This is a genomic window from Chryseobacterium sp. HNCC26DJ238, from assembly GCF_057180465.1.
Window position 1 is genome coordinate 1 of the sequence record NZ_JBXUGI010000003.1, and the last position, 19,402, is coordinate 19,402.

General features: G+C 38.2%; 18 protein-coding genes. 9 read left to right on the forward strand and 9 right to left on the reverse strand.

From position 1 onward, the window contains the following. The 4 genes from AC2A07_RS03150 to AC2A07_RS03165 form a co-directional block, all read left to right on the forward strand. Positions 1-916, forward strand: a 916-nt coding sequence (locus tag AC2A07_RS03150) for an RHS repeat-associated core domain-containing protein (RefSeq protein WP_484049167.1), incomplete at its 5' end; no start/stop codon positions are given. After that, entirely contained in the window at positions 916-1,389 is a 474-nt protein-coding gene (locus tag AC2A07_RS03155) for a hypothetical protein (protein ID WP_484049168.1), read from the forward strand. The genes AC2A07_RS03150 and AC2A07_RS03155, both read left to right, overlap by 1 nt. A gap of 124 nt (positions 1,390-1,513) precedes the next feature. Beyond that, positions 1,514-1,774, forward strand: a complete 261-nt coding sequence (locus AC2A07_RS03160; protein ID WP_484049169.1) for a hypothetical protein — start codon at positions 1,514-1,516, stop codon at positions 1,772-1,774. Positions 1,775-1,830: 56 nt separating this feature from the next. Further along, the gene (locus tag AC2A07_RS03165; protein ID WP_484049170.1) at positions 1,831-2,073 is read left to right on the forward strand and encodes a hypothetical protein; all 243 of its coding nucleotides are present in this window, start codon (positions 1,831-1,833) and stop codon (positions 2,071-2,073) included. A gap of 515 nt (positions 2,074-2,588) precedes the next feature. Here the strand turns inward: AC2A07_RS03165 and AC2A07_RS03170 are convergent. Further along, complete coding sequence (locus tag AC2A07_RS03170) at positions 2,589-3,080, reverse strand: RNA polymerase sigma factor (protein WP_484049171.1); 492 nt, start codon at positions 3,078-3,080, stop codon at positions 2,589-2,591. 256 nt (positions 3,081-3,336) lie between these two features. Between AC2A07_RS03170 and glk the strand changes: the two genes are divergently transcribed. Next, positions 3,337-4,413: a glucokinase gene (glk, locus tag AC2A07_RS03175; protein WP_484049172.1), complete on the forward strand. Its 1,077-nt coding sequence runs from the start codon at positions 3,337-3,339 to the stop codon at positions 4,411-4,413. A gap of 249 nt (positions 4,414-4,662) precedes the next feature. Here glk and zwf read toward each other — a convergent pair whose 3' ends face one another. The 4 genes from zwf to tkt form a co-directional block, all read right to left on the reverse strand. Continuing rightward, positions 4,663-6,177, reverse strand: coding sequence for a glucose-6-phosphate dehydrogenase (gene zwf / locus AC2A07_RS03180; protein ID WP_484049173.1), 1,515 nt, complete (start codon positions 6,175-6,177; stop codon positions 4,663-4,665). Between the two features lie 36 nt (positions 6,178-6,213). Continuing rightward, complete coding sequence (gene gndA / locus AC2A07_RS03185) at positions 6,214-7,650, reverse strand: NADP-dependent phosphogluconate dehydrogenase (RefSeq protein WP_484049174.1); 1,437 nt, start codon at positions 7,648-7,650, stop codon at positions 6,214-6,216. A 129-nt stretch (positions 7,651-7,779) separates the two neighbouring features. After that, positions 7,780-8,244 carry an RpiB/LacA/LacB family sugar-phosphate isomerase gene (locus AC2A07_RS03190; RefSeq protein WP_484049175.1) on the reverse strand — a complete coding sequence of 155 codons (465 nt, stop codon included), beginning with the start codon at positions 8,242-8,244 and terminating at the stop codon, positions 7,780-7,782. Positions 8,245-8,474: 230 nt separating this feature from the next. Continuing rightward, positions 8,475-10,484 carry a transketolase gene (gene tkt, locus AC2A07_RS03195; RefSeq protein WP_484049176.1) on the reverse strand — a complete coding sequence of 670 codons (2,010 nt, stop codon included), beginning with the start codon at positions 10,482-10,484 and terminating at the stop codon, positions 8,475-8,477. A 403-nt stretch (positions 10,485-10,887) separates the two neighbouring features. On the opposite strand from tkt, the gene AC2A07_RS03200 reads away from it, so the two are divergent. Together AC2A07_RS03200 and AC2A07_RS03205 are read left to right on the forward strand one after the other, a co-directional pair. After that, positions 10,888-11,781, forward strand: a complete 894-nt coding sequence (locus tag AC2A07_RS03200; RefSeq protein WP_484049177.1) for a cation diffusion facilitator family transporter — start codon at positions 10,888-10,890, stop codon at positions 11,779-11,781. Positions 11,782-12,553: 772 nt separating this feature from the next. After that, on the forward strand, positions 12,554-13,105 hold the full coding sequence (locus AC2A07_RS03205) for a hypothetical protein (RefSeq protein ID WP_484049178.1): 552 nt from the start codon (positions 12,554-12,556) through the stop codon (positions 13,103-13,105). A gap of 181 nt (positions 13,106-13,286) precedes the next feature. On the opposite strand, the gene AC2A07_RS03210 is transcribed toward AC2A07_RS03205, so the two are convergent. From AC2A07_RS03210 to AC2A07_RS03220, 3 genes are all read right to left on the reverse strand, one after another. Further along, on the reverse strand, positions 13,287-14,423 hold the full coding sequence (locus AC2A07_RS03210) for an alpha/beta hydrolase-fold protein (protein WP_484049179.1): 1,137 nt from the start codon (positions 14,421-14,423) through the stop codon (positions 13,287-13,289). A 566-nt stretch (positions 14,424-14,989) separates the two neighbouring features. After that, positions 14,990-15,364, reverse strand: coding sequence for a hypothetical protein (locus AC2A07_RS03215; RefSeq protein ID WP_484049180.1), 375 nt, complete (start codon positions 15,362-15,364; stop codon positions 14,990-14,992). 199 nt (positions 15,365-15,563) lie between these two features. Next, positions 15,564-16,250: a hypothetical protein gene (locus AC2A07_RS03220; RefSeq protein ID WP_484049181.1), complete on the reverse strand. Its 687-nt coding sequence runs from the start codon at positions 16,248-16,250 to the stop codon at positions 15,564-15,566. Between the two features lie 269 nt (positions 16,251-16,519). Here AC2A07_RS03220 and AC2A07_RS03225 point away from each other — a divergent pair, with 269 nt between their 5' ends. Further along, positions 16,520-17,077, forward strand: a complete 558-nt coding sequence (locus AC2A07_RS03225; protein ID WP_484049182.1) for a hypothetical protein — start codon at positions 16,520-16,522, stop codon at positions 17,075-17,077. A gap of 24 nt (positions 17,078-17,101) precedes the next feature. Further along, positions 17,102-17,815 carry a hypothetical protein gene (locus AC2A07_RS03230; RefSeq protein WP_484049183.1) on the forward strand — a complete coding sequence of 238 codons (714 nt, stop codon included), beginning with the start codon at positions 17,102-17,104 and terminating at the stop codon, positions 17,813-17,815. A 282-nt stretch (positions 17,816-18,097) separates the two neighbouring features. Here AC2A07_RS03230 and AC2A07_RS03235 read toward each other — a convergent pair whose 3' ends face one another. Next, positions 18,098-19,153, reverse strand: coding sequence for a hypothetical protein (locus AC2A07_RS03235; RefSeq protein ID WP_484049184.1), 1,056 nt, complete (start codon positions 19,151-19,153; stop codon positions 18,098-18,100). Positions 19,154-19,402: the final 249 nt, after the last annotated feature.

Below are 19,402 nucleotides of genomic sequence, written 5' to 3' on the forward strand. Positions count from 1 at the left end.
CGCTTTCGGACTTAATCACATAGGGGGTGTTAATAAAGGTTATCTGGGAAGCTATTACAATTATAAGTACAATGGCAAGGAAATTCAGGAGACCGGAATGTATGATTACGGAGCGAGGTTTTATATGCCGGATATTGGAAGATGGGGCGTTGTTGACCCGTTAGCGGAACAATATCGAAGACATTCTACTTATAATTACACTGTAAATAATCCAATACGATTTATCGACCCGGATGGACGTGGGGTTGAAAGCACAGGTGTAAATTTAAATAAAGATGGAAGTTATACCGTTGTAAGTGCTAAAGACGATGGAAATACAGGAATTTATTTAGCAGATGCAAAAGGAAATTATAACGTAGAAACCTCTGATCACATTGCTAATTCTTTGACCCCAAATTCATTTATGGGAGATGATGGAAATGCAATTGTGGGTGCTATAATAAATCCCGGAGATATGAGTGGAAATGATTTCCTTAATAATTTGATGGGAGAAAATGGTCCGAATATTTTTAACTATATGGCGAATGGAAAAGGTAATGAACAATACGATTTCAAAACTAATGGTCCTAATGGAGAAGCAGGAGGAACGGATCAAAGACCTGAAGGAATGACCGTAACTCAATACACATATCGAGGCGTTTTATTTTCAACAGATACAGGAACTAAAACTGATAATGTTGGAGTTATGGCTTCAGCCAGAGATGTCGGGAATTTTGGAGCGGGATATATTGCAGGAAGTAATGGTTTAGGTTGGGCAGAAGCAAGAGTGGGATTTGATACTCTTCAAAGCGTGCAAGAAGGTCGTTTAGCCACAGAAGGAAAACCAACGCAACAAGCACAAAAAGTTGGGTATGATTTGGGACACAAAGTATGGGTTCAAAACCACCCTATTCTTAATGCAATAACACCGAAATAATGAAAAAAATAATAAAATATTTTGTTGTTGTTTTGGGCATTTTTTTAGGATTATTTCTTTGGTATGACCAAAGCCGTTCTTTTTTCAAAGCAACCAATGGAGAATATATTACAATGTGGAAAAGATGGGGAGGAACGTGTTATTTAATCCCAGGAAAATATTACGGAATTACAAAGCCAAAAGATGGTTATGTTGAAACGTCAAATCTTAATTATCTTACTATATATTTTAGCGATAAACTGCCAAATATTATTCTGTTAAGGAAAGAATCTAACTATCGTTATAAGATTTTCAATCCTATAAATAAGAAATTTTTCTTTGAAGATTATTTATTAAATGAGGAAAAATATAAACCAATTATCTATAAAAAAGATGCAGAAAAATTTTCTGATATAAATAAAGATGCTTCTTTTTTAAGCATAAATATATTAGAAAGTTACGCTACAAACGGAACAGGCGAAATCCAGCGATAATAAAAATTAAAATAAAAAGCCAACTCAAATGAGTTGGCTTTTTATTTTACATCTTGCAGCACGTTAGAAAGAGCATCTTCCCCCTGCTGCGCAAAGTCTTCCGACTTCGAGCTTATAAAGATAGATGACGAAGATCAATGATCCTGTGAATCTTGGAACAGATTTTTTCGGCTACAAAATGAAATACACAGATCCTGAATACAACGCTGTCGGATCTGGAAGATATAATGGGAATATTGCAGAAATTGACTGGAATATGTCTAAAATCAACAGCCGAAAAAGATATACCTACGCATATGACGGTTTAAACAGATTATCAGATGCGGTCTATACAGAACCGGATCAGACAGATCCAAATATCTTTTATTATTGTAAGTCTCCCTAAAAACTGGACATTTTATACCCCTAAAATTATAAACAAAAAACAATTAATTTTAGGATATGAGAACGAGTAAATTTACAGACAGCCAAATATTGGCAATTTTGAAAGAGTTTAATCTTGTAATATATGGACAATGTGTTTGTACTAAGTATGAGAAAGGAATTGAGTATATCAAAAAAGATTTCAAAAATAATGGGACAAAAAAATATTATAAAGATATCCTAAATCCAAAAGCCTATGGGATATCACTTTATGAGAGTTTTTTCCGTTATATAAATCTGACAGTTATTTTAACTGGTTAAACATTGATAAATCCCAATCAACTAAAAGAAATATTTGTTTATCTAAACTGAATAAAAAATACTGGCAAAAATCATGGAAATCATCAGATTATTATACGAGGCAAAATGTCTTTACTAAGGATAAATTTAAAGGACCTTCTCACATCGCAATTTTTAATGAGTTAAGAAATGATTCTCTAAGAGTTGATGTTATATCCAATTCCAAAGAAGGTTTAAAATATTGTGGCAGTATTACTAAATACTTATTGATTTTTGATAAAAAAATAATATTAAAGAAACAAAATTTTGGACAGCTCACTATGAATGTCTGTAATTGATATTTAAAAAAATATCTTCTTCATACCATAATTTATCGTATATTAAGATAAGCATTTACCAACGATACCCGATTTTGCGGATTTGTAATCTGTGAGCAATAACAAAACCAACCGCTTTTTGGAGGTATTAGAAAGTTCACATATTTGATGAGCATCATTTTTCAGATAACAATTAAGTTATGCAGTACAGAATTTATTTCAGAAAAAATTAAGATTTGAACGTATGAATTTCAAGACTTTGTTGACGTGCTTTTCTACGGCCGTTTTCGAAATATTGTTTTCCTTTGCGATGGTAAAAAGGCTGAGATTCTGCATTTTATTCTGTACGAAAAATGTTCTGCTTCTCTCCGGAACCTGCTCCAGAAGGGTTTCTATTTTCTTCAGCTGGTGTTCCTCCTGTATTTTCTGATCGATTTCAAAATCTTCTTCGTCAGGACTTTCCCTGGAATCCGTCAAAGGAACAAATATCATTTTTCTCTTTCTGTAGAAATTCGAAATTTCCTGCTTTGCGGATTTAAATATCAGAGCCTCGATCTCAGAATCCGATTGGGCTTTTGTAAGATATTTCCAGACGTGCATGAAAATATCCTGAACGATCTCTTCAATATCTTCTTCTTCAGAAACATATTTTGCTGCAAAAAAATACACCCTGTGTTTATATTCTGAATATATTTTTTTAAAGTTGTCCATTTCAGTGATTCCCTTTTGGAGAGTTAAAAACCTGTTGCACAAAATTACCCAAAAGCATATACCCCTATATTAAGGATAGGTTAACTTTTATATTTTCAAGAATTAATCATCATCAGCTGTCCGGAAGACATTAGTTTGCTGGCATTAAAAAGCCGTAAACAGATAGTAAAGTCATGACGATCATTTTTAAATAAAAAACAAAAAATAATCTAAAAAATTATTTTAAATTAACCTTCCTTTATAAATGTCTTTTACTATGAAAAATCTTCCGGAAATTACCTTACCTGACATTTCAGATACTTTTTTATCAATGGCTTACCCTTCGGGACATAAAAAATTACCTGGTTCCGGAATCTTTTTAGCAGCCGATGTAGGCGGAACCAAAACAGAGTTTGCCCTTTTCAGGATTGACAAAAACAAATTGGTTTGCATCAAAAACCAACGATATGCTACCACGGATCACAGTTCATTTGTGAAAGCAATCCGCCATTTCCACGAAGATAAAACTTCGGTTATTGATTGTGCCTGTTTGGGGGTAGCCGGCACCATAGATGGTGATAAAGTCCGGGGAGTCAACTTTGCGTGGGAAATAGACTCCATGAAATTAGAATCTGATTTAGATATAAAAAAGGTATTGCTTATTAATGATCTGCAGGCCAATGCTTATGGCTTATCTGCCCTTGGGGATTCGGACTATAAAATCCTTTCTAAAGGAGAGGGAACCAAAGGTAATGCGGTAGTAATTTCACCGGGAACGGGTCTTGGTGAAGCAGGACTGTACTGGGACGGATCCCATTACCATCCCTATGCCACAGAAGGTGGTCATTCTAATTTTTCACCGGGTAATGAACTGGATCTGGAATTATGGAAATTTTTACATAAGAAATTTAATCACGTCAGCTGGGAAAGGGTCATCTCCGGACAGGGCATCAACAATATTTACGAATTTTTAAGAAATTACAGAGACATAAAAGAACCTGACTGGCTGACGGAACAAATAAAGGGTGAAAACCCCTCCAAAGTGATATCTGCAGCAGCCATAGAAAAAACAGATCCTGTGTGTATTGAAACCATGCAGCTGTTTTTACAATATCTCGCTGTAGAATCCAGTCAACTTGCGTTAAAGGCTAATGCAACCGGAGGAATCTATATTGGAGGAGGAATTGCCCCAAAAATTCTCAGCCTGATTGATAAAAAAAAATTTTACAAAAATTTTATTGCTGTGGGACGTATGGAACATTTACTCAAAACCATTCCCATCAAAGTTGTTCTTAATGATAAGACAGCTTTGATGGGTGCGGCCTACTATGCGGCCATGGGAATTGTGGATTAATAATAACTTATTTCTCTATTTTTATACATACTGATTCATCCGTTCAGTACCAAATGTTCCGTAGGTTTATGTATAAAATTTATGTTTACAAAGTACTGTAATCACTCTTAATGAAAAAGGCGCAGTCTTTTTTCTATTCTTTTTAATGGGACTATTTTTAATCTTTCGAACCTTATCATCATCATGTAATGCACTTCCTGGCACGTTTAAACATCTGACGAATCTGAAAAAACCGGTTAATCTCTGCTTTTATTTTTTTTCGGGAAGATTAATCCAGTGAAAGCCGTCTTTGGCTATGAGGGCTTCTGCATTTTCCGGCCCCCACGAATTGGCGGGATAATTTGGGAAATTGTTCATTGTATTATTTTCCCAATACTCAAGAACCGGCATGACTACTTCCCAGGCCGCTTCTACCTGATCTGCCCGCATAAATAAAGTCTGATCCCCGGAAATTACATCCAGCAGAAGCGTTTCATAAGCCTCCGGAGAATCGGTCTTTGTTTTTTCGGAATAATCAAATACCATATCTACAGTATTCAGGGCCATTTCAAGACCCGGTGTTTTGCTTTCGAGCTGAAATCTGATCGCCATATCTGGCTGAATACTGATAATCAGCCTGTTCTGTTTCAAAAAATGCTGTTCTCCATTATTGAACATATTATGGGGAACTTCCCTGAACTGTATGATTATGTGCGAATCTGATTTAAAAAGCCTTTTTCCCGTGCGAAGATAAAAAGGTACTCCCTGCCATCGCCAGTTATCGATATTAAATTTCATTGCAGCGTACGTTTCGGTATTAGAATCCGGCTGTACATCGGTTTCCTCGCGGTATCCGGCAACCTCTTTCCCTTCTACCCATCCTGAGCCATACTGACCTCTCACGGCTACGGTATCAATCATTCCCGGCACCATTTTCCGGATTGCTTTTAAAACATCCACTTTGCGGTCACGGACAAGGTCGGCATCAAAATTAACGGGTGGCTCCATGGCAATGATGCATAGTAACTGCAACAGGTGATTCTGAATCATATCCCGTAAAATTCCGGAATGATCAAAATACCCTCCTCTGTCTTCCACTCCGATCTGTTCCGTAACAGAAATCTGCACATGTTCGATATGCGTACGGTTCCAGAGAGGCTCCATAATTGTATTCGCAAAACGAAACGCCATCACATTCTGAACGACCTCTTTTCCTAAATAATGATCTATCCTGTAGATTTGTTTTTCATCAAAAATAGTCAGCAACTTCCTGTTTAATTCCTTTGCCGATTCCAGGTCTCTTCCGAATGGTTTTTCAATGATGATGCGTGCAGTTTCTTTACTGTTTTCTAATTTACTTTTAGAAATGTTCTCTGCAATAGGACAGAATAAATCAGGAGAAACCGCACAGTAATACAGGATGGAACAGTCTTCTTTCCACTCCTCTCTCAGCTTGCTAATCTTCGAATTAAATTCGTTATAGGAAGCAACATCTTTGATATCTGCTGCCTGATAGGAAATATGGGAAGAGAAATCGGCCCATTCTTCTTTTTTAGCCTTCCCTGTGCGGGAAAACTTATTGATCCCTTCCAATAAAGAATCCCGGTACTTCTGATCGGAAAAAGCTGTTCTCGACGTCCCGATAACTGCAAATTTTTCAGGAAGCCTCTTTTCAAGAAAAAGGTTATACAGCGCCGGAATAATTTTCCGCTTGGCCAGGTCGCCGTTACCTCCGAAAATAATTAACACCGTAGGATATACCTTTATGTCTGATGTATTTGCCATTGTTTACTGTTTTTAAAATTCTGATGAAATAATATTTTAATTTTTAATATTTTCCATCAACCATTTGGTGTGAAAGACTCCTTCTTTCCCTTTGAGTTCATATGTGTGGGAACCGAAATAATCCCGTTGGGCCTGGATAAGGTTGGTCGGCATATTTTCATTCCTGAAATTATCAAAATAACTTATTGCTGCTGAAAATGCAGGTACTGAAATACCGTGGACCACTGCATCAGAAACAATTGTGCGGATATCCGGAATACTCTGGGTAAGGTTTCCGGCAACAGATTCATCCAAAAGTAAATTCTCCAGTTTCGGATTCTTATTGAATGCCGTAAAAATATCCTCTAAAAATCCGGATCGGATAATGCAGCCCCCCCTCCATATTTTTGCAATCAGATCCAGATTCAGATCGTAGTTGAATTCTTCATTAGCCTGGTAGAGCAGATGCATTCCCTGTGCATATGCTGAAACCATTGCAAAGTAAAATGCTTCCTCCAGCTTGTCCAGATAGTCATTCTCATTTGTCTGATAATTTATTTCTGTAATTTCGGGATATATCCTGGAAGCCTGAATCCGCAAATCTTTTAAGCTGGAAAGATCACGCATTGAAACGGATGTGTCAATAACGGGTGTGGGAAGATGTAGATCCATAGCAGCCTGAGAGGTCCATTTACCGGTTCCTTTTGCCTTCGCCTCATCTCTGATATTATCGAGTAGAAGATGTTTCTCCCCTTCATTTTTATATGCGAAAATATCAGTTGTAATTTCGAGCAGATATGATTTCAGATGACCTTCATTCCATTTTTTATACACATCATATATCCGGTCATTCTCCATTTTCAGCCCTTTCTTCATGATTTCATAAGATTCGGAGATCAGCTGCATGATCGCATATTCAATTCCATTATGCACCATCTTAACAAAATGGCCTGCAGAACGGTCTCCCATAAAAGCAACGGTAGGTTCGCCGTTCACCTGAGCGGCGATTTTCATCAGGATCGGTTTTATGATTTCGTATGCCTCCTGATCCCCTCCTGGCATCATACTTGGACCTGTCCTCGCTCCTTCCTCACCGCCTGAAACACCCATTCCGACAAAATGAAGACCCTTGTTTTCCAGTTCTTTATAACGACGTTCAGTATCGGTGTAATGGGAATTCCCACCGTCTATAATGATATCGCCTTTATCCAGAACAGCCAGCAGCTCTCTGATCACACTGTCTACGATTTCTCCGGCAGGAACCAGCATCATGACAATTTTCGGACTTTGGAGACTGTCTGCAAATTCCTTAATATCTGAATACCCATGGATATTCTGAATTTCTAACCCATTAAGGGCGTTTACTTTATCGGTACTGATATCGTATCCGGCACAGTGATACCCATGATCAGCAATGTTCTGTAAAAGATTGGATCCCATCGTACCCAATCCTATCATTCCGAATGCGTTCTGATTTTTATTTTCGTGTTCCATCTGTAGATTTTATTTTTTTTAAATTAAACATTACGGTTAATCCGGCTGATAACTGTTCACTTATTTTAATATAAAGTATAACTCTCGTGATCAAAAAGAGATATTCAGATCAGATCCATACCTGCTATTTCAATGACTGTTCTCCAGATCCTGAATTTTTTTCAACCGTCTGAGATGTCTTTCGGTTCCGGTAAATTGTGCATTCAGAAAAGCCAGAACCAACTCTTCTGCATTTGCAAAGCCGGTTACGCGGCCGCCAAGACAGATTACATTCATATCATCATCTTCCACTCCCTGATGTGCTGAGAAATGGTCGGTAATCAGTGCTGCCCTTATCCCTGAAATTTTATTGGCAGCCACACAGGCCCCCACCCCACTGCCACAGACGGCAATACCACGGAAAACTTCTCCGGCAGCTACAGCTTTCGAAAGCGGAACTACATAATCCGGAAAATCATCTGTATCATTAAGCGCTAAGGCACCATAATCAACCGGTTCAAAGTGATTTTCGGCTAAAAAAGTTTTGATTTTTTCTTTAAGTTCAAAACCGCCATGATCTGCGCAGATTCCTATTTTTACCAATACTGTTGACATTTTCTTTTTTATACAGGGATTTTTTTTAATATCCATTATTAATTATACTTATAATCTTAATACGAAGTACACGCCGTTTGTAATAAATAATTGTTTTTAAACGTCGTTACAAATCCGTTTGCCTTTATCATAAGATTTATAACAAAAACGAGAGCTTCTCCGGTTTTTATTGATGATTAATTAGGGACAGCCAATGATTCTTAGTGAAAAAAGATGGATGAGCATCTATTTTATTCATCTTTCAAAAGCAGAGCTTTCGCTTTTTTTACCACGTTTTCGACCGTGAATCCATATTCTTTCATGACTTCTTCCGCCGGCGCTGATTCGCCAAACCTGTCGATCCCGATGACATCACCATCATCAGTGGTGTATCTAATCCATCCAATCGGTGAACCGGCTTCTACTGCCAGTCGCTTACGCATGTTTTTCGGGAATACTTCTTCCTTATAGGCAGCAGTCTGCTGATCAAATAAATTCCAACACGGCATGCTTACCACTCTTGCATTGATCCTGTTTTTCTTTAATTCTTCCTGGGCTTCCAGGATCAGATGAACTTCTGACCCACTGGCTATAAGAATGAGATCCGGTTCACCTTCAGAATCTGAAAGAATATAAGCGCCTTTCTCCAGATTTTTTGCACCTGCATATTTTTTTTGATCGATGACCGGTATTTCCTGTCGGGTCAATGCAATTGCAACAGGTCCGTCTTTATGCCGGATGGCAACGCGCCAGGCCTGTGCAGTTTCGTTTGCATCCGCCGGGCGGATTACGGTCATATTCGGCACGGTCCGCAATCCGATCAACTGTTCTACCGGCTGATGGGTTGTCCCGTCTTCGCCCAGAGCAATACTGTCGTGCGTAAAAACCATGATCTGGCGTATTTTCATAATTGCAGCAAGCCTCAGCGGCGGACGCATATAATCTGAAAATATCAAAAATGTTGCTCCGTACGGAATCAGGTAATGGCTCAGGGCCATTCCGTTGAGAACTGCTCCCATGGCATGTTCCCGGATCCCAAAATGGAAATTACGGCCGTCCCGGTGCTGTGCGGAAAAGGATGGATAAGCTTCCAGAACAGTATTGGTAGAAGGTGACAGATCCGCTGAACCCCCGATTAACTGAGGCAAATATTCTGCGACCGCATTCAGTACTTTTCCTGAAGCTTTACGGGTTGCAACAGGTGTATCAGGTTCAAAAACCGGCAGTTTTTCTTCCCAGCCATCAGGAAACTGACCTGAGATAACAGCTTCATATTCCCTGGCAAGATCCGGATGTGTTTTTTTATAATTTTCATAGAGTTCGTTCCACTCCTCTTCTTTTTGCGCAGATTCCCTTCCAGCTTTATGATAAAAATCCAGTACGTCCTGAGGAATGACGAAATCTTTATTAGGATCAAATCCTAAATTTTCCTTTACCAGCCGTACCTCATCTTTCCCTAAAGGAGAACCGTGTGCAGCTGCAGAATCCTGCTTATTGGGACTTCCGTAACCGATGTGGCTGTATACTTTAATCAGCGAAGGACGTGCTGTTTCCATCTGAGCGTTTCTGATCGCAGCGGACATTGCTTCAAGATCATTGATATCAGGTAGATCCTGTACATGCCATCCATAAGACTGAAACCTTTTGGATACATCCTCATCAAAAGCCAGATCAGTATTCCCCTCGATCGTAATATTGTTGCTGTCATAAAAATAAATCATATTTCCCAGTCCCAAATGTCCTGCGAGCGATGCAGCTTCAGCAGAAATACCCTCCATAAGATCTCCGTCACTGCAGATGGCATATATTTTATAGTCGAAAATGGTAAAATCCGGCCGGTTATAACGGGCTGCCATATATTGCTGGGCAATGGCCATCCCTACTCCATTGGCAAATCCCTGTCCCAGAGGACCTGTAGTGACTTCAATTCCCGGGGTGAGCCCGTACTCAGGATGACCGGCAGTGATACTGTGTAACTGCCTGAAATTCTTAATATCATCAAGAGTGATTTCATATCCTGTCAAATGTAAGTAACTGTACTGCAGCATACAGGCATGACCACAGGAAAGTACAAACCGGTCCCGATTTGCCCATTCTGTATTCTTTGGATTGTAATGCATGACTTCCGACCACAAAACGTGACCTAACGGAGCTAAAGCCATCGGTGTCCCGGGATGTCCGGAATTTGATTTCTGCACTGCATCAGCCGCCAAAACTCTTACGGTATTGATACTTTTCTGAATTAAATTTTCATTTTCCATTATTATATTTTGCTTTAACTGGTTCTATGATTTTGTCTATTCTTTACTTTGATCTTATAACTGACCTTTACTCAGGGATCATTAAAGCACCAAAAACTTTGTATTCCTTTTTCTGTTCGGGTTAATTAAGATGCCGCGGTTTCTACATCAAAACTGTGACCAATTTAATAATCCCGGACTGTCAGCTGATAAGGCAAAAAAAGTGATAGCCAGATTGTAAATATCACGGATTACCAAAAAACGGCTGCAGGAGATTTACCCAGATTAAATGTTGTAAAGTATTATCCGTTTTTTATCAGAAAGCAATATTTTTATAAAATGATTTGATTACATTAGCTTTGGTTAATATTTTAGATGAAGTTTTAAAATACCTCTTCACTCCCCTGTTCATATCAATAATACAATGCCCGACAATCACAAATCAATTTACAGTGCCCTTGCCGCCAATCTTTTAATTGCGCTGACAAAGTTTATAGCGGGAGCCTATACCAACAGTTCTTCCATGATCTCTGAAGGTATCCATTCAACTGTCGATACCACTAACCAGCTATTGCTTTTATACGGAATAAAAAGGAGCAGAAAACCGGCTGACGAATCTCATCCTTTCGGATATGGCAAGGAACTTTATTTCTGGTCTTTTATCGTTTCTATCCTGATCTTTGGTCTTGGTGGTGCTTTATCTGTTTATCAGGGAATTTCTCACATTATAGAACCTGAATTGATGAAAGATCCGTTCTGGAACTATATTGTATTGGCACTTTCCCTTATTTTCGAGGGAACTTCCCTGTTTATTGCAGTAAGGGAATTCAATAAAACCCGAAACGGCGTGAAATGGTGGGATGCGGTCATCAAAAGCAAAGACCCCGCAAGTTTTCTGGTTGTTTTTGAGGATGGTGCAGCAGTGGCAGGTCTGCTGACTGTAATGGTATTGATGAGTTTCAGTCATTTATATCAGATTCCGGAATTAGACGGGCTTGCCTCTGTCATTGTAGGGCTGATCCTTGTCTTTGTTTCTTTTATCCTGGCGAGAGAAAGCAGGAGTTTACTGATGGGGGAAGGAATTGCTCCTGAAACAAGGGGAAAAATTGCACAACTGGCTGAAAAAGATACTGCAGTCGTTAGAACAAAACATATATTATCCACCTATCAGTCACCGGAGGAAGTTGTATTAATGCTTATTATAGATTTTGAAGAGCATTTGGATACCGAAGAGATCACTGAAGCAATTCACCGGATTCGTGAAAGTATCAAAAAAGAATTTCATCTGGTTCGGTTTGTCATCATTCAGCCGGAATAAATTCATACAACCGAAAATCATTTAGAAGGGTATCCCTTTCATTAATTAACGATGCTCTCCCTTTTACGGGACAAAAATGACATTCTTCGCATAAGGAACTGTACTCATTGATGATCATCTATTTATTTACCTGAGTTCGGGATAAACATTTTTTTAAATAATTGATTTTCAAAACAATGCTATTTTATCGCAAAGAAAAACAAAGAAATTCTACTTTTTGAAACGCTTTCAAGTTAAACAATGCCACTTCGTTTATCAAAGTTATACAAGAATTTTGTATTACCTTGATAAGTTTCACGCCTTTGTCTATCATAAATCTTAGAAAATCACGTAATTACTATTTTTGTTTAGCTTTGCGTCTTATAGAGCCTCATCCCGAACTGAGGTTATTTAAATTTTAAGCCGGAAAATCAGATTTAAGTTATAAACCTGAAGAATAAAAAATTAAAAATCCGGTTTTGCAGCAATCTACTTTATAGAACAAAAAATAGGGACCGGTCAGCAGATATAGCTATCCAATCATGATCTGAGGAAATCATCTGTACTGCGGAATTAACTGCAAAACTAAAAATGACTGAAAATAATACATCGGAGTATGAAGCTGTTATGGAAAACCTGTTTCCACATCAAGCTTAAGGTCTGAAATTTGCAGACAGACTCAACTCGGTTCATTCTTTAAATTTGTAAGTATTCATCAGCATTTCGACAGGGATTGAATGCAATTTAACAGGCACTGAACATCTGACAGAACCTTAAAAAACCAATATAAATTATGCAAAACATTTTCAAAACGATCACCCGGTATTGCGCTTTTGCGCTATTTGTAGTTTTCGCCCTTTTGATCCATTCATGTTCAGAACCTGCTGACAAATTTTTTGACACCGCTGTTTTAAATACGAATACCATCAATGATTTCGCAACACCAATACTGGCGAAACATATCAATGATGAGACTGTGGAATATCCGGATATCCCCTCAAGCAAAAAACAGGGTAACGAAGCCACTAAAATGATACAGAACAATATTCTGTATATGGAAAAATCGCTTAAAGATATAAAAGCCCTGTCTGCAGGTTCGGATGACAGAAAGACCATTAAGGAACAGTCGATAGCGCTTTACGAATATGTGATTCCTGTCTATAAAAATGAGTACACGAATTATGCAAAACTTTGTGACGGTAAAGCGTCCCAGGCAGAAAAGGATGCAGTGATCCAGTCGATCGATCAGAAGTACAGGCTGAAATTTGAAACACTGTACAGCGCTTTGCTAAATACTGGTAAAGATTTCGCAAAAGCTAACCAACTGAACGTTGACTGGAATTAGATCAACAGCTTCGTTATAAAGGTGATCCCACGAAATAGATATTGTCTACGGTGTTTATCTTTACGTTTTGGACATTTCAATAAAACAGGGCAATAATATATATATTCAGGGGTATCAGCGTATAAATGTTGATACCCTTTAATACTCCCTTAAGCTGAAATAAAACGGTAGGAGCAGATCATTATCTGAAAATCTTCTGCACAAATTGATAGAGAGATCTTCGCCAGGTCAGCCATTCGTGGTAAGTCTGAGGGGATCTGTATTGGAAGTAAGGATACTGATGCTGATCTAAATAACGGGTAACCGTCTGATTGTACTCGGTGAACCTGGCATCTTCCTTCTCTCCTATTCCCAGAAAGAAGAACGGTTTCCGTTTCGAACCGATCAATTTGCGAATCGGCAATTCTTTAAAAGGATCTTCAGATGTTCCTTCATAAATTACAGGGCTGAATACACCGACAGCAGAAAACAGTTCCGGATGACCGGACGCTATATACATAGCCTGGTAGCTTCCCCGTGAAAGTCCGGCAACAGCTCTCTTACCATTGGTTTTGTATTTTTTCTCAATATAAGGAATCAGTTCCTGAATGATAACCTGATCCAGATTTTTTGTCGAAAGAACCGTTCTTGGATAATCATCAGGCTGCTTTTCCTGTTCAGGATCCAGTGCGACTCCGTAATCCATTACTACAATCATTTCCTTTGCTTTTTTTTCCGCAAAAAGATTATCGAGGATATTCCTGATGTCTCCCTGTTTTTCCCAGCCGGTAATATCTTCACCTGTGCCGTGATAGAGATATAAGACCGGAAATTTACCTGTCCTGTACCCTGGCGGAAGATAGATTTTAAAATTTCGTTTTCCTTTGGTAATGACCGAATTGAGACTGTCATTAACAATGCTGCCATGCTTTACCTCTTTCTCCAAAAAAAAATCTTCACCGGAAGGAATCTCAATCCCGCCCGTAGGCTGACCGTAACCGAAATAAAGTTGTGAATTCGGGTCATTGGTGCGTTGCCCGTCTACATTGAACCAGTAATAGTGAAAACCGATTTCCATGGAATCAGCAGAAATCTCCCAAAAACCGTCCGGATTCCTGTGTACTGTTGATTTTACATTTTTCATTCCGTCCCCGCCATCCAAAACAACCTTGTCTGCATTAGGAAAATACACTCTAAACACAGCTTTTCCATCAGTACTCACCTTCGGATACTCTTTTCCCGGCCTTACCGTTGCTGAAGTCCTGAATTCCTGGGAAAACAGAAGCGTCGAACAAAGACCGAGAATAGCAGCCAGATTTTTAACTTTAAAGTATTGCATGAATTGTTTTTTTAAATTGTAGAAAATTATGAGCCCGCTTGTACAGAGCATCGCAATGTATATGTTGTAACGATCAGCAAAAATAAATATTTAACTTCAGTTCGGAATAAAGAAAACAGAATATTTACTGGATGCTGGTCGAAGTATAGAATGAATACTTGTAATTTACTTTCAATGTTTACCAAACAGATTCCACTCTCAGCGTACAGTTTGTCTTTGATTTCATCGAATCTTCGATATCCGGAGGAATCTAAACCTGGAAAATCATGGCTTATGATGATATTGAAGAATTTATTTTTTTAAACGCAAAGTTTTATTATGCAATCCGCTATATTAAAGGAGCAAAGATGGGCGGCAGAGCCGCTTATGAAGCTCGCTTTATAAAAATCAATTTCATTGATTCCTTTCTTTGCTCCTTTAATAGGATGACTAATTAATTAAAACTTTGCGTTGCAAAATAGCGGAATTAACCTAAACTTCAAGTTCTTTTGCACTGTGGAATATTGAATGAATATCTACAATTTACTGTCAATACTCATTAAACAGACTCAGCATTCAGCTTGTCATTAGATAGATTTTAGTTTTAGTTCAGGATATCTTACCGTCAAGAGATCTAAAGTTTGAGGTGTTTCTCTGACAAAATAAGTGGATAATGGTGCAAAGCCCCTCTGCAGACCACTTTTAGCCCTCCTACGGTCTTTATAATAATTTGAGAATATTCCAGCAAAATAGTTGAGGTAGAAAAACAGGGAATGTGGTTTTGCAAGAATATAAAGAACTGAGCCATTATTCAATGTCAGGCAGATTATACTGATTCTCCATTTGGAAATGATGGAATCCGGGTATATATTTTCAGTTTTTACGGTAACAATTTGGGAGGGCTGTATTTCAGTGTCATTAAACAGAATAGTATCTGTCAGAAACAGTTTATTAAGATTCATTCCGAACTTTTGAAAAATGAATGCTGTATCAAGCAGCCAGATGACAAAAAAAAATCATTCCTCCAAGCCACAGGAAAGCATGTAACGGATGAGCAGAGAAAATTGCGCAGATGAATCCACAGATCATAGCCATAGGAAAAATGACATATCTTACCCTATCCAAATAATTGCCACTGATTCTCATATCATTTTAATCTTTTTATTTAACATAATCTTTCAAATAAAATGAATCTCTTCCATCTTCTTTTTCCTTTTCATCCACAAAATTTCTATAGGTGTATTTTTTTCCGGTATGCTGAGGCTTACTGTTCTCACGAAGATAGTCTCCGTAGTACTGAAAGCCTCCTGAAATAAAATAGTCTTTCAGCTGCTGATCTCCGCTAGCAACGATATACAGATTGCAGGATGTAAATTTTTCACCGTTGTATTTTCCTGTACTGTTGGTCTCGAACAGGTAAATCTTATTGCCCGCATTCCATACCCTGTAGGAAAATTCCGAATTCCTGTAATAGAAATCTGTCTTCCCTAATTTTTTTTCCAATAGTTTTTCAAACTTCTCTGCTTTCGAAGTTGTTTTTATTTCCAGCCTGTAGGCGTTCACTTTATTGGTTTTCCTGTTTTCGTAAAAAGATGCGTAATTGGTGGATAATATCGATTGGTACTGCGTATTAAGCGTTCCGGAAAAAGAAAATCCGGAGAAGTGCAGCAATGCAGGATCGGTACTGTTGTAAATGATCACCCCTGAAAGGTCACTGTTTTTACTTAATTCATATTTTTTCCCAACAGATGCTATATCGATGGGAAATGACAGTTTCTCAAGGTCAGCATGAGTGGCCTGACAAGCCATCAATAATGGGAAAAGGAAGAAAATAATAATACTTTTCACGGTCAATATCTGTTTCAGTGGTTATACTATAAAGTAAAGCTAATTTAATTCATTTATCATCATACTTGCTATTTTAAAAAATAATTTAACGGAATTATCTTCTGTCATGACGTTTATAATTTCTAAACACTTTTGTATATCTGGGCTGCAGGCTGCTTTCAGAATCCCGAAAAATCCTGGAAGCCGATATATTTAAGATCTATTCTGTCCGGAAGAACAGGATGGGATATTTTTTGTATTGGGAGGATTATAAATCTTACATTTATGAAATGATTAAAAGGATTATTTTCATGGTAGTGCTGTATGCTTTGTTAATTACGGCAGTGACGCTTACACTATCAGAGTCAGGTGATATCTATCTTATCATCATTACAGTTTCAGGACTTATTTTTGGTCTGTTGGTTTTCCGTGAGGTCTATAAAAAATACTTTATATCACTGCCTTCAGGTCAAAATGTACAGTACAGCAGTTCAGGTACTGAAGGCATGCTTAAGATTTCAGGAAGTCCGTTTTTATTGGGTCTTGAAAAAAAGATGGTTTCTGCAGACGATTTCTATTTTGACGATTCGTATTTTTATGCTGTAAATAAGGACAGTCAGACTGCAAAATTTAGTTTAGAAGATATTACGGAACTCAGCAAAACTTCTTACCAGATTAATAACAGCAGGATCTGGCAGGTTAAAATCAGTCATCAGGGAGAAGAAGTTGTGTTCAGATTTACTCACAATTATTCTGTCTGGAACAGGAATTTTCTTACCTTTTACCATAAAGTAAAAGAAGCCAATCCTTCAGTAATCCAGTCAAAATGGAGCTTATGGAGCATGTAATTTTTACAGGTAAGCATTAACAGTATGATTAAAAAATTCACAGATCATTTTTTCAGGTTCTTAGGATATTTCGGGATGGCTGCACTTGTCATCATCTGTGTCTTTATAGAAAACCCCATAACCTATCTTTTATATTCATTTCTGATAACGGTTGCTGTTCATTTTAACCGTTTAAAAGATATAAAGACTGATTTCCGTTATGTGATCAGGGATTTTTCAATTATTTTAAGTGTCATTTATCTCGTTCTTATTATCGTGATGTCCCTTTCACCTTTTCTCAAAATCCAGGAATTCAAAATATCTCACTGGAACTGGAAAGCAACCGAGGCAAAACAAATACGAGCATTGACTGCCTGGCACAATGGTTACAAACGAATGGGTAATTCCTATACGGATGTTTCTTATACTTACAAGGCAGGTACTGAATTGTATAAGAAGACAGAATCCGATGCCATGAAAAAATATTACCCTTTCTGGAATTTTCAGGAAAATGATGAACGGGTAAATGAGTTTTCCCAGTCAGTTTCGGAGAAAATCAGGAAAAAAGATTTTGTCATTTTCTACAGTCAGAAAAACCCGGAGAAAAGTAAACTGTTTCTGTCCGGTGATCTGTTTTACTTTCAGGGCTCTTTATTTTATGATTTTATTACAAGCTTCGTGATAGCGATTTTTACTGTTATAGGATTGTTATGTGCTTTTTTCATTTTCGGAAATAACAAAAGGGATAAAACAAAATAACAAAAATTACTTATGGTCATGAAATGATCAGGAAGATCAATTGAGCTAAAATATTCTCCCGGACTTTTCCAAATTAAAATGGTTTAACAGCATAATAAAGAACATGAATCGAAAGAAGTTTACGTAAAACTGAAGCAGCTGATTTTTTTCCAGGCAAAATTCTGCTCACTCTTTACAGGTAATCAAATCTACCCGTTTTTAAAACAGCAAAAAGGGGTTTTCTATTCAGAAAAACCCTTTTTAAATTTGATATTGTCAAGTGCTGAGAAAACCATTAACAACTTATTGTTCTTTTACAAAGATCTGTCTGATCATGGCACTTCCCGTACCGTTTGTCAGGTTCTCTGCTTTGCCGTTTTTCCAGTAAACGGCTGCGGATCCACCACTCTGGGACTGCTGGTATCCTCCGACATACAGATCGTTTCCTGACAGATAGAGGCTTAAAGCAGCAGATCCGTCTGAGCCCAGTGTAACAGGTGAACCGTTCTTCCAATATTTCGAAACTAAAGACTGACTGTTAGACAGGGTACCGGTGCCTGCGATATAGACATCATTTCCTTTTACAGTAATGGCCGTTCCACCTGCATAGGAAGTTCCGTCCTGAATAAGGGTGGGAGCTGCCAGATTTTTAGAATAACTTGTCTGAAGCTGTCCCGAACTGTTATAGACAACAGACCACATCATATACACATCGTTGCCTGATACCGTGATATCCTGCTGATCTGCAGTTGTACTCTGATCCGAAAGATCCGTACGCTGTCCGTTTTTCCAATAACAGGTGACCGGAGTGAGCCAGTTCGCCATCCTGCGTTCCCCGATCACATAAACATCGTTTCCGCTTACGGCAATGCCTGTGGCAATGACATTCTGTGCTTCATCCGTTAAGGTAACCGGCACCCCGTTTTTCCAGTATTTGGCTGCGTAGGTCGTTTCACCCGACTTCATTTCCTGCCCGGCAATATAGACATCATTTCCGCTGATGAAAATATCATTGGCAAAAGCATCCCTGGATCCGTCCGTCAGGTCTGTAGCCACTCCGTTTTTCCAATACCTGGCGACATATTTACCTGCGGAATTGATTTCATATCCTACATTGTGTACCTCATCCCCTACAACGACCATTCCCATAACGTCAGAACTGCCGGAACCTTTTGCCAGTAATACTTCTTTTCCGTTTTTCCAGTATTTGGCTTTATAATCTTCACGGCCGGCGGCATAAACGACAGCTCCGTCCTGATTGGCAGGATCATCACTCTCCCCATCACTCCGGCACTGGACTGCAGTGATTCCGGTAAAAAACAGGAAAGAAGAAACATAAAAAAGAGATTTAAAATTCATAAGATGGTATTTGCTGATTTCGAGGCAAAAAGTAAGCCGAATACCTGTCCGGAATGTAAAACAGATGAATCATTAAAACCTACGTTCTACACTTGTGCAGCACCCATCGACCAATTCCAATCAGTGAATATTGTCCATCGCTGCAGAAGAAAAAGCTGATCAAAACACAAAAGATATTGTAAGTTCAGTTCTGAAGATTAATGAGAGTATATGTGATAAGCCTTCCGAATTAACAGATAATAATGAGAA